The organism is Paenibacillus shirakamiensis (genome assembly GCF_017874255.1).
Lineage (GTDB): Bacteria > Bacillota > Bacilli > Paenibacillales > Paenibacillaceae > Fontibacillus > Fontibacillus shirakamiensis.
In genome coordinates this window covers 166,121-178,516 of the sequence record NZ_JAGGLD010000002.1, presented here as the reverse complement: position 1 = coordinate 178,516, position 12,396 = coordinate 166,121, and the positions used below count along the sequence as shown (strand labels likewise).

Here is a 12,396-nt window from a genome sequence, read left to right as displayed (position 1 = left end):
TGAAATCCGAAAGGAGATATGACCTATATTTCAGCAAGAGCGCTCCGAGCAGGGCGCGGTGACTGTTTTTCTAATTATGATTTTTGCCGTGATTTTTGCATTTGTGGCGGTACTCATTGATTATGCTAGAATTGCGGCCCTTCAGAATCAAGCTGAACAAATTTCTAACGCTGCTGTCCGGTCTGTAATGTCAGCATATGATCCTAATCTGGCTGAGAAGTATGGATTGTTTGCATATGGAGGCACAAATGAATCTTACATATTATCTAAGGTTCTTCAAGAGCAGTCTAATCTATCTTCACGAAGTGATGATCTACCCATTTTACGTGCAAAAGTAGCAAGTTCGTCCCTTGAGCTGAGTCGTCCCGTGGGGTTATACCCCATATTTATACAGCAAGTTCGGGAGCAAATGAAATATAAGGCACCTATTAATCTAACACTTGAGATTGTTAACAAATTCAAGCCTATGTCTAACGTTATGAAAGAAGCATCCAGCACTGTGAATGTCATGGGTAAATTGCAGAAATTATACGACAAGCGAGAAGCTAAATTAGATGAGGTATTAGCCAATCAGCGGCAGGCTATGGTTTCCGCCAAAAATGCATCAGGTTGGAACGCGGTTCATGGGGAAAGAAACCCATCTAACTCGGGTTTAGGTCTATCGGTCCAGACTGCGGCCGATGCAGCGGCCCATTATGATGAGTATTGTACAAAGATTTCCGAAGATGGTGGGAAGCTTCCAAAAGATCAGATATATCAAGCTGAAATTCAGTCTTATCGGCAGAGTGTATCCCAGACGTTTAGTAGTCTTGCATCCGATCTTGTGCGAGCCCAGGGAGCCCACCCTCAACATGTAATGGTTGCGGAATCTTCATTAAAGGATGCTAAAATCCTTAATGAACAAATGAAACAAGTGATTGAGGAATCTAAAAATCGAGCAGTGGATGCGAAGTATAACCAGGTTGGAGCTGAGGGGGAGGATGAGGCAGGTGGAAGTACTGAAATCTCCAAAATCAGAAATATGACAGATGCATTAGTTATACCTGATACGCTTTGGAAGCAGATTGAAGATCATCTAACGGAGCAAAAGGTTAGCTTTAATCGACTTCAGCACTCCCTTTTACAAACTAGATCCAAAGAAACAACATTACTGAATCCAGGAAATAGCTCAGCCGATATACAATCTACAATATCACTAGCTGCTTCAGAAGCAGACAATTACTTACATACGTTTTTCGATAGCGGTGCACAAAATTTAATTCAGCAGGAAGAGCAGTCTTTGAAATCTTATCGAGCTTATGATGATGCTCGGAAGAAGACAGAGCAAGAGGCTAAGGTAAAACTAGGGAATGCTCTGAGTATTGTGAAGGGGCTCTCGAATGCAAGTAATTCCTTCAAAGAAAAACAGGGGGAATTTAACACGCTAGATAGTTACTACCTGAACAATAAAAAATTAAATGCGAATGGTGGAAGTGATTCTCTGTCAGAAGCTGCAATTGGACCTCAAGAACATGATCCCTATCAATCTGTAAGTGAATCTATGTCGGGTATGGATCAATTGTATGACTCTTTTTCCAGCTTAATTCAAGGTATGAGCGACCGTGCATTTCAGACAGAATATGCAGCTGAGTATTTCAACCCCTTCGATATTACAAGGCTTAAAGAATTTGCAAAAGGAGGCTCGATTCGTACGATTGGGAATGAATTCGGTCCAAAACAACAGGAGCTGGAGTATGTTTTGTATGGCTTCCAGAATCCCACAGGCAATATCGCAGCTGCATATGGAGAAATATTTGCTGCGAGACTAGCGGTTCGTACTATGGAAGGATTAATAAAAAATACTTCTGCGGGTAATCCATTATTGATCCTCGCGATGGCTTTATTATATGGAATCGAACATGCCTTACTAGATATGATTCGCCTTTGCGAAAAAGGAAGTATTCAGCTGAGTGACTATCTAAAGGTAGAACTTAGCTATCGTGATTTTCTAAGAACGTTCATGTTAATGCAAGGGGGGAGTGAATCCAGAATTTCCAGAATGTTAGCTTTAATTCGAATGAACACAGGCGTGAATCCAGATGAACAACCTTCCTATATATCTGGTGAGGTAAGCTTAGCTATGCCTGTGTGGTTCCTTCCGGGTATAGCTAAACTTATGCAGTCCTCAGGTGTTCTATCAGGAATTGTAGAAGGGAATAAGTATTATGCGGTTAAACAAGCGGACTATTCCTACTAATATCACAGAAAGAAAGCGTTACCGTCCGTTCTTTCTATTCAATATATTCATAGGACAAGTGAGAGAAGCTTTTGCTATGAATAATAGAGGAAGTGTAGTGCTAGAAGCTGCGTTAGTTATGCCTGTATTTGTTATGGTTATCTTCTTCTTGATCTATATGGTTCAAGTGACGGTCTTCTCTTCACAGTTACATACGGTAGCATCAAACAGTGTGAAAAATGTGGCTGCACATATGTATCCGGTAGCAATAGCCATGAAATCGAAGGATTCTTCGGGTTCTACGGATTCTACATCTATTACATCGTGGCAAATGCCTAAATTGTCGCTGAGTGAGTGGTCTTCCAAATATACAGAACAACTGCCGTCACCCTTATCAGACTGGATTAAGGAAGGCATTACTAATGGAGAACAGCCGTTGCAGGATATGCGCAATCAAATGTCTGAAGCGGTGCTTGATCCATGGTTGAAGCCACTTCTGCATCCATTACTTGTAGGGACTCAGCTTCAAGAAGAACGTGTTCATGTTAGCCGTGTCATTGTGCCAGACATGAAAACAGGAAAGTCTCCATACTTTGGATTGGAGCTTAATTATAAGTTACCCATACGTATTCCCTTTACATCCCAACCCATAGTAATTCAGTCTAAGGCTCTTGAACGTCTTTGGATTGGGGACACCCAAGAGCAAGAGGGAGGTATAGCGGGCGAGGGAAATATTTCACAGGCTTACGAGGGAGCGAAAGTATTAAGCAAGCCTTCTCCAGCTTATCGCGGGAATAAGGCTACTATATCAGCAAGCGCGAAGCCTGGAAGTAGAGTAAGTCTGACTGTGTTTTACAAGAGTGGAAAAAGCACGGCTAAATACTTAGGACAGGCTACAGCTGATGCCTCGGGATATGTGGATTGGAGCTGGCTCGTCTCTGGAAATACAACGCTGGGAACGTGGAGCTTTATACTTGAGACCGAAGAGGGTGTGACGACGACAGATCATTTTGAAGTGAACAGTAAGCAACAGTAATAATCCGGTCTAACATTTAAGGACTATGGATGAGAAGGGAGAAGCAGCACAAGAATGCTAGTTTTTATGGGGTGTATGGTATTTCTGCTCTTGGCATTTGTAACAGACTTACGTTATATGAAAATTCCAAATGCAATCTCGGTAACATCAATTTGGAGCGGATGGATATTCCACTTGTTTTGGGAAGGTCCATCTGGTTTGTACGTAAGTGTAATCGGAACGGCAGTAGGATTTGGGTTTATGATGGTACTCTATTTTTGCGGTGCAGTAGGAGGAGGGGACGTGAAAATTTTTGGAGGGATCGGCTCATGGATGGGAGTAACCTTCGCTCTCTCTTCGATGATGTATTCTATAATTTTCGCAGGACTACTGGGTTTATTTATTGTGATATTACGTAAAGAATTGTTCAGCCGTTTCAGAAAAGTAGCAGCTAATATAGTTGGATTTATTGCTTTAAGACAGATTAGTGTATTACGTCTTGAACCTAAAGAAATGCTCACATTTCCATTTATGCTAGCAGTTCTGCCCGGAGTTCTAATAGCCTATTATTATATTTAGGAGGTAATAAAGTGCATGAATTCCAAGTAGATTATGTACATCATGGCGGCACATTCATGGTGCTTACCACAGAGCCCCCATTACAATCAAGTGATTTGAGTCATGTGCAATGCAGTATGATGGCTTCTGTAAATATTCCCCATCTTCTGAAAATGAATGTGAAAGAAATTGATCTGTATATTAGACTTCAATATGATATTCAGGGAAAGCGCATGTTGTCTCAGCGTATGCGCGGCGATCGAATGAGTATGCCGGAGTTTTATGCTTTTTTTATTCAGATTGTTAGAGCCTTGCAGGAGTGTAATCAATACATGCTTCATCCTTCTAGCTATAGGATTCATGAAGAGTTTATTTTTGTTGAGGGAGAACTAGGATCAGGGAAGCTATACTTTACCTATATTCCATTACAGCAGTTAAATGTAGGTCCATCCGTGGCTTCTCAAATTTCCTCATTAATTATGAAGTGTATGACTTGTGTAACACAGCTTGAAGGTGGAGGGATTCAGAAGCTTGTTCAGATGTGTAATGATGAAGCTTTTTCTTTAGATGGATTGCTCAGGCTACTACAAAAGTTGCTGGCTGGGGAAGAACAAGGACAGATGTATTATCAGCTACCTTATTCTGAATCACCTATTTCGCAGGAACGTACATCCACTACCTCTGTAACCTGTTACCGTGAGGATCAGAGAGATTGCGAATTGGATTCAGAAGATAGAATACATAATCAATCTCACTTAAATAAAAATAAATATTCAATGTCTGTTCCTATTTCTAAGCCTAATCATCTAGACCCGGCAACACTTATGAGGCCGGAATCTACTGAACTGGATGAGAAGGTTTTATGGATAACGGGAAAGACACGTACGTATGTAATGTTAACCGCGCTGTTAGCTTCTGCCTTGAGCTGGAAGTTAGCTTACCTAGATCATATAAGTACCTCCACTTTATATATTAGTGCAGGATTAACACTACTATTCATATTAGGAATGGTATCTGCATTACGATGGAGACGTCATGATAACCAACATAATCAGAAGCCTATTAAGAATTCGAATGATCAAGCAAGTGACGAAAATTTTTCAAAACGTGGATGGAACGAGAAGGCATGGCGTTGGAATGATAAGCCTTTAGAAGAAGATAACTTTTATAAAAACTTAGCTTATGTGCCACAGTCGCCCAACTTAAATCATCTAGTTCAATCTGGAAATGGAGATCTATTAGAGAAGGATGTAACATCTTATTCTCATATTTCTAGTCACGCTGACATTTCAGACGCCTGGCAACTTTCCAGATCTGGAACTCCATCTTCAAAGTTCGAGAATACGAAGATGAATCCAGCATTTCACACGGAGCTGTTAAATCCTCCTTTTCCACAAGCCACCACACTGCTCACCCAAGATTCTTCCGTGATGAATACACCTTTCCTTGAGAGGAAGGAAGCTACTAATGGCGTAAAGGAAGATATTCCACTTACGGGAGCAAGCTTTGTTATTGGAAGATCGCAGGAAGTAGTACAGTATGTAGACAAGACTGTGGGAATTTCAAGAGCGCATGTTGAAGTGGCATTAGAGGGAAAGACATATACTATTAAAGATCTCGGCTCTCGGAATGGCACCAAGCTAAAAGGGGAACCCATGGCCCCCTACAAAGCGTATCCCCTTGCTAATGGAGATGTGTTTTCCATTGCTTCAACTGAATTCAAGTTGTGTCTGGGATAAAATATCAATTTACGTTATCAGACTAAGAACACATGAACACAAGAACACAAAAAATAAGAAAAGAACACAAGAATATAGAAAATAAGAAAATAAGAAAATAAGAAAATAAGAAAATAAGAAAATAAGAAAATAAAAATATAAGAAATGAAGAATTGAAACAGCAGAACGTTAAGAAATCAGAATAATTATAAAAACATAAAAACACAAAAACACAAAAACACAAAAACACAAAAACACAAAAACACAAAAACACAAAAACACAAAAACACAAAAACACAAAAACACAAAATTCAAAACCCTTTAATCACAGGAAGTCTTTATTATTCCTTTAAATCTTTCACTGCTTTTTGTAAAGAAGGAAATTTGAAATGAAAATCATGATCTAGCGCTTTCCTAGGAAGTACGCGTTGACCGTCCAGCAGTAAGGTGGACTGATCGCCTAGTATGGTTTTTAAGAGAAAGGCTGGAAGGGGGAACCAGTAGGGCCGGTGGTGAACACGAGTAACAACACGTCCAAATTCAGCATTCATGACAGGTTCGGGGCTTGCTGCATTCACTGGACCTGAGAGTGCCTTTTGCTGGATACACCAATCGATGAGCCGTACCATGTCATGCAGATGAATCCAAGACACCCACTGCTTCCCAGAGCCTACTCTTCCGCCTACACCTAGTTTGTAGGGCAGTCGCATAAGAGGATACGCACCCCCGGTATTCCCTAAAACTACACTAGTTCTTAGATATACCAGCCTTATGCCCTCTTCTTTAAAAGGTAGGGAAGCATGTTCCCACTGGCGGGTAACATTGGATAGAAAATCGGTGCCCGAGCTCGCACTGTGTTCATCAAAAGTTTCGGTCAGTGAAGTCCCGTAATAGCCTACAGCCGATCCTTGTATGATAACTGCGGGTTTATGTGATAGTGTAGCTACAACTTTAAGTAAGGAATGGACTGAGCTAAGCCTTGAATCTAAAATTTGCTTCTTTGCTTTAGAAGTCCACCGCTGATTAAGCGAGGCTCCTGCAAGGTTAACGATGGCATCCATGCTCTCGAGCGATGACGAATCTTTCTCCAGTTCGTCCCAGGTTACATATGTCCGTTGTCCTTCTTTTGGATTCGTTGGGGTATGTGAGGCACTATTAGGAATAGGTTGAGATTGTTGTTCCGAAGTCTCTGGTCTCTTTCTTGTAATAATCTGAACATGGTGTCCTTGACTCACCCAATACGAGGATAGGGCTTTCCCAATGAATCCTGTTCCCCCCGCAATAGCCATCTTCATTTTGCTCAACCTCCTTTTCATTATTTTACCCATTCCTATAACAAAACCCACCGTCTGTCGGTGGGTTTGTCTGTATATGTGGCTTTACTTCTACGCACATGAATTGCTTGTATAGGTTAATCTTATTATTTATTGATTAAATGTTGATAAGGCAGGTAGTCTATCTCATTCTTCTTCAGAAATTTCATAAGGAACTTGTTATCTCGCTTTGGGGTAGCGATGATATACCCTTTGATACAGTGGTCACGTGTAACCTCGCTTGCGCCACTTTCAATCGTGATTTTACCGATTTCGGCTGCAATGGAATGCTTTGCGATATCACGGAATGCTTGAGGAACAGGGGATACCAGCTTATCTAAGAAACCCTTTGCTTCATCCGTCCATAGCGGGCGACTGCGTTCAACCCAATAATTCTGCCAATCCAGTTTAGATTTGCCGTCCGCTTTGGGTAATACCTTGAGGAACTTGCGGAACATGAAAAATCCGCCCACAGTCATCGTAGCTAACATAACGAAACCCCAAAAAGCAATTGAATTCATAAACCAGCGGTTCGGTCCTTCTACGGCTGCGTAAAGTAGGTTATTAAAAAGATACATCGATAGTTTCACCTCGTTCAGTCTCATCATTTACTACTCATTACTATTTAGAAATTATACCTTATTTCCCATTTTATATCGATCATTTATATGGAATAAAATGCTCTAATCCTTCTACTACTTTAGTGACAGAGGCCCCCGAATTCACTCACCTAGATTTATTTCCACATTCACGATAAAATAAATTCAATACAAGCTTATATTCGAAGGAGGTTCCTTTCACGTGCTAAAAATAGGTTCGCATGTATCTTTTTCCGACAAAGGTTTGCTTAGTGCCACAGCAGAAGCCGCATCTTACGGCTCCAGCTCGTTCATGATATATACAGGAGCTCCCCAGAATACGCGGCGCAAGCCAATTGATTCGATGTTCTTGGAAGAGGGTCGCGCAGCGATGAGCGCTGCTGGGATTCAGCTGGATGACATCGTTGTCCATGCCCCATATATAGTGAATTTGGGTTCTTATAAATCCAATATTTATCAATTGGCTGTGGAGTTCTTGCAAGAAGAAATTCGTCGCACCCACGCAATTGGTGTAAAGAATATCGTTCTTCACCCCGGTGCATTTACGGACAAGGATGCCGACTATGGTATCGACCGTATCGCTGAAGGTCTGAATGAGGTGCTTAATGGTACGAGTGAGACGGACGTTAATATTGCCTTAGAGACGATGGCTGGAAAAGGAACAGAGATCGGTCGCACTTTTGAGGAAATCGCCCGCATTATTGAGAAGGTGGAGCACAACGAGCGTCTAACGATTTGCCTAGACACCTGCCATATTCATGATGCTGGTTATGATATTGTGAACGATTTGGATGGTGTATTAGAAGAATTTGACCGCCTTATTGGGCTCCACAAAATTGGTGTCGTGCATATCAATGACAGCAAGAATCCTATAGGATCTCATAAAGACCGACATACGCCTATTGGAACGGGTTGGATTGGCTTTGAGGCTATAAATCGGGTGGTTCATCATGAGAAATTAGCGGGTAAGCCGTTCATTCTAGAGACCCCTTGGATTGGAAAAGACGCCAAAACTCAGCGTCCGATGTATGAAGCTGAAATTGCACTTCTACGCGGTACTGCAGCTGAGCGATTGGGAGAGAGCTACTTAACGGAAGTGGAGCAGCTCCATCAATTCTTTACCCAGCAAGATATCCATCCACGTGCTTTCGTTATTAGTACATGGGAACTGCTGAAAAATGATCCAAAAGCCAAAAAAGCAGATCCAAGAGAGCCTCTGGAGCGTCTCTATGATCTGGTCGTGGAGGCATCGCTTCTGCCGCATTTGAACGAAGAACAAATCAATCAACGTCTGATCGGCTGGCTAGCAGCTCATGATCTGAAGTTACAAGCTTAATATAGTTGCAAAGGTAGATATTGAAGGAGGATATTTGAAGTTCATGGACACACACACCAAGGCAGGATTATTACCTATCAAAGAATATCAGAAAAATCGGGCACGGATGCTGATTTCTTGCCCAGATGGACCAGGAATCGTAGCGGCTGTCTCTCATTTCCTCCATCAGCACGGAGCGAATATCGTTCAGTCTGATCAATATTCGATGGACCCCGAAGGCGGCATGTTTTTTATGCGAGTGGAGTTTGATCTTGAAAATCTGAATACGAGGCTCCAAGGAATTGAGGCGGACTTTCAAGAAATTGCGACAACATTTAAAATGGAATGGAACATTTTTCCTCTCCAGAAGAAAAAGAAGATAGCGATTCTGGTCTCCAAAGAAGACCACTGTCTAGTTGAGTTATTATGGCAATGGCAGGCGGGTGATCTAGATGCGGAGATTTCGATGGTCATTAGTAATCACCCCGATATGAAGGCTTACATTGAATCATTTGGTATTCCATATCATCATATTCCGGTGACACCAGATACGAAAAAAGAGGCGGAAGCCAAGCAATTGGAGCTCTTAGATGGGAAAGTAGATCTAATTGTCCTTGCCCGCTATATGCAGATTGTATCTCCGGCTCTTATTGAACCCTACCGTAACCGGATTATTAATATTCATCATTCTTTCTTGCCTGCTTTTGTTGGGGGCAAGCCTTATGCTCAAGCCTACGATCGTGGTGTCAAAATCATTGGTGCTACAGCACATTATGTTACCGAAGAACTCGATGGGGGACCGATCATTGAACAAGATGTTCAGCGAGTAAGTCACCGTGATAATGTAAATGAACTGAAGCGGATCGGGCGTACGATTGAACGTGTCGTTCTGGCTAGAGCTGTGAAATGGCACATTGAAGATCGTTTACTGGTTCATCATAATAAAACTGTAGTGTTCAACTAAGCATATCAAACAGGCTGCCGGAATATATCCGGTGGCCTAGATTGTTTTATGTTTTAAATAGGGCTCCCTTTCAGCACATGTGAATTTTTCTATTTGAAGCTTTCATTTTGTAAAGTTAGATATAGGATGAATGAAATGTAATGTCATTCAATGTTTTGGGGGATAGTGTAGAAATGCATGCTTCTTTTATGGTACAATGTATAAATAAGTCAAAATGACTTTTTCAAATCGACCGTATAATTTATGAGCGCTCAATTTTTGTCTACACATCTATCAAGGAGGAATTTTAGACTATGACTACTAATAACATCATTGACAATCTGTCCATTGCGACGATTCGTACCCTTTCTATTGATGCGATTGAGAAAGCGAACTCCGGCCATCCAGGTATGCCAATGGGTTCAGCTCCTATGGGCTATCAATTGTTCGCAAAGACTATGAACCACAACCCAGAAAATCCAACGTGGATTAACCGTGACCGTTTTGTTCTTTCTGCTGGACATGGCTCCATGCTTTTGTATAGCTTGCTTCACTTAACGGGTTACGACCTTTCTATGGACGATATTAAGCAGTTCCGTCAATGGGGAAGCAAAACACCGGGTCACCCAGAGTTTGGTCATACTGCAGGCGTAGATGCAACTACAGGTCCTCTAGGTCAAGGTATTGCTATGGCTGTAGGGATGGCGATTGCTGAAGAGCAATTGGCGGCTACTTATAACCAAGGCGAACACAAAGTAGTAGATCATTATACGTATGGTATTTGTGGCGACGGAGACTTGATGGAAGGTGTATCTGCAGAAGCGGCTTCATTCGCAGGACATTTGAAATTGGGCAAATTGATCTTCCTTTACGACTCCAATGATATTTCACTTGATGGTAAGCTGAACTTGAGCTTCTCTGAAAGTGTTAGACAACGCTTCGATGCCTACGGTTGGCAGACGTTGCTCGTAGAAGATGGTAACAACCTGAACGAAATCGCAGCAGCGATTGAAGAAGGTAAAAAAGACAGCACTCGTCCTACACTGATTGAAGTGAAGACTGTGATTGGTTACGGTAGCCCGAACAAGCAAGGGATTGGCGGCCACGGAGGTACGCACGGTTCCCCACTAGGTAAAGACGAGACAAAACTTACTAAAGACTTCTACAAATGGGTCTATGAAGAAGATTTCTATGTACCTGATGAAGTGCGTGAACATTTTGCTACGGTAAAAGCTCACGGTATGGAAGCGAATAAAGCATGGGATGAGAAGTATGCGAAATACAAAGCAGAATTCCCAGAACTTGCTGCCCAGTTCGAACTTGCGACTGCTGGCAAACTAGCTGAAGGATGGGATGCAGATCTTCCGAAATACTCTTCTGAAGATAAAGCTCTGTCCACACGTGTAGCTTCTGGTAATGCATTAAATGGTCTTATCCACAATGTTCCTCAATTGCTTGGTGGATCTGCTGACCTTGAAAGTTCAACAATGACGCATCTGAAAGGTCTAAGCAATTTCACATCTGAAAGCTACGAAGGCCGTAATATCTACTATGGCGTACGTGAATTCGGTATGGCTTCTGCCATGAACGGGATTGCCCTTCATAGTGGTCTGAAAATTTTCGGAGGAACATTCTTCGTATTCACAGACTATCTGCGTCCAGCTATTCGTCTTGCATCCATCATGAAATTGCCTGTAACCTACGTGCTTACGCATGATAGTATTGCAGTAGGTGAAGACGGTCCTACGCATGAGCCGATCGAACAACTCGCATCCATCCGGATAATTCCAGGCTTGACGGTGATTCGTCCTGCAGATGGTAACGAGACTTCCGCGGCTTGGGCTTATACAGTCGAGAACACTAGCAACCCGGTAGCCTTGGTTCTAACTCGTCAAAACTTGCCAATCTTGGCCAACTCAGCTGAGCTTGCTCGTGAAGGAATCAAGCGCGGTGGTTATGTAATCTCCGATGCACCAAGCGGTAAACCTGTCGTTCAATTGATTGCTACAGGTTCTGAAGTTCAACTTGCGGTTCGTGCTCAAGCTGCGCTTGCAGAAGAAGGCATCGAGGCTCGTGTCATCAGCTTGCCAAGCTGGGATCTATACGACAAACAAGATCAAGCATACAAAGATTCCGTGATCTTGCCTGATGTGAAAGCACGTGTAGCTATCGAGATGGCTCATCCATTTGGTTGGGAGCGTTATGTAGGTGAGAAAGGTTCAATCATTGGTATTGATACATTCGGTGCTTCTGCGCCGGGAGATAAAGTGATTGAAGAATATGGTTTCACTGTAGAGAATGTTGTCAAACACGTAAAAGCTCAATTGAACTAAGCGACCAAACTATCCGCAAAGGGGAACGGAGATCTTATGCCGCAATTTCAGAATGTCACTGTAGATAAAGCTGCAAATGTATATTTTGATGGAAAAGTAACGAGCCGCACCGTCCATCTGCAAGATGGAAGCAAAGTAACACTGGGAATTATGTTGCCGGGTTCTTATGAGTTCGGAACAGATACTGAGGAGATTATGACCATCCAATCGGGGGAGCTTACTGTGCTTCTCCCGGATGAGACGGAGTGGAAAACGATCCAAGGAGCAGGAGAGTTCGTCGTTCCGGCAAATCGTAAGTTCAAACTTGAGGTTAGTAAGGTTACAGATTACGTGTGCAGCTACAAATAAATGTCATGCCTGCAAATGGGAATTAAGAGGAGGCAGTAT

10 protein-coding genes are annotated in these 12,396 nt (G+C 42.3%); 8 read left to right on the top strand and 2 right to left on the bottom strand.

Going from position 1 to position 12,396, the window contains the following annotated elements; all coding sequences use genetic code 11:
• The first annotated feature begins 76 nt into the window (after positions 1–76).
• The 4 genes from J2Z69_RS07735 (at position 77) to J2Z69_RS07720 (ending at position 5,527) form a co-directional block, all read left to right on the top strand.
• Positions 77–2,236 (top strand): hypothetical protein, encoded by a 2,160-nt coding sequence (locus J2Z69_RS07735; protein ID WP_209860857.1) that lies wholly within the window; start codon positions 77–79, stop codon positions 2,234–2,236.
• Between the two features lie 76 nt (positions 2,237–2,312).
• On the top strand, positions 2,313–3,251 hold the full coding sequence (locus tag J2Z69_RS07730; RefSeq protein WP_209860855.1) for a TadE family protein: 939 nt from the start codon (positions 2,313–2,315) through the stop codon (positions 3,249–3,251).
• A gap of 66 nt (positions 3,252–3,317) precedes the next feature.
• Positions 3,318–3,809, top strand: coding sequence for an A24 family peptidase (locus J2Z69_RS07725; RefSeq protein WP_245339095.1), 492 nt, complete (start codon positions 3,318–3,320; stop codon positions 3,807–3,809).
• Between the two features lie 11 nt (positions 3,810–3,820).
• Positions 3,821–5,527 (top strand): DUF6382 domain-containing protein, encoded by a 1,707-nt coding sequence (locus J2Z69_RS07720; protein WP_342591569.1) that lies wholly within the window; start codon positions 3,821–3,823, stop codon positions 5,525–5,527.
• Between the two features lie 320 nt (positions 5,528–5,847).
• On the opposite strand, the gene J2Z69_RS07715 is transcribed toward J2Z69_RS07720, so the two are convergent.
• Both J2Z69_RS07715 and J2Z69_RS07710 read right to left on the bottom strand, forming a co-directional pair.
• Entirely contained in the window at positions 5,848–6,801 is a 954-nt protein-coding gene (locus J2Z69_RS07715; protein WP_209860851.1) for a TIGR01777 family oxidoreductase, read from the bottom strand.
• A 125-nt stretch (positions 6,802–6,926) separates the two neighbouring features.
• Positions 6,927–7,397 carry a DUF2621 domain-containing protein gene (locus tag J2Z69_RS07710; RefSeq protein WP_209861423.1) on the bottom strand — a complete coding sequence of 157 codons (471 nt, stop codon included), beginning with the start codon at positions 7,395–7,397 and terminating at the stop codon, positions 6,927–6,929.
• Between the two features lie 223 nt (positions 7,398–7,620).
• Between J2Z69_RS07710 and J2Z69_RS07705 the strand changes: the two genes are divergently transcribed.
• From J2Z69_RS07705 to ppnP, 4 genes are all read left to right on the top strand, one after another.
• Positions 7,621–8,754 (top strand): deoxyribonuclease IV, encoded by a 1,134-nt coding sequence (locus J2Z69_RS07705; RefSeq protein ID WP_209860849.1) that lies wholly within the window; start codon positions 7,621–7,623, stop codon positions 8,752–8,754.
• Positions 8,755–8,797: 43 nt separating this feature from the next.
• Positions 8,798–9,697 carry a formyltetrahydrofolate deformylase gene (gene purU / locus J2Z69_RS07700; RefSeq protein ID WP_209860847.1) on the top strand — a complete coding sequence of 300 codons (900 nt, stop codon included), beginning with the start codon at positions 8,798–8,800 and terminating at the stop codon, positions 9,695–9,697.
• Positions 9,698–9,990: 293 nt separating this feature from the next.
• Complete coding sequence (gene tkt / locus J2Z69_RS07695; RefSeq protein ID WP_209860845.1) at positions 9,991–12,009, top strand: transketolase; 2,019 nt, start codon at positions 9,991–9,993, stop codon at positions 12,007–12,009.
• 36 nt (positions 12,010–12,045) lie between these two features.
• Complete coding sequence (gene ppnP / locus J2Z69_RS07690; RefSeq protein ID WP_209860844.1) at positions 12,046–12,357, top strand: pyrimidine/purine nucleoside phosphorylase; 312 nt, start codon at positions 12,046–12,048, stop codon at positions 12,355–12,357.
• The last annotated feature ends 39 nt before the right edge of the window (positions 12,358–12,396 follow it).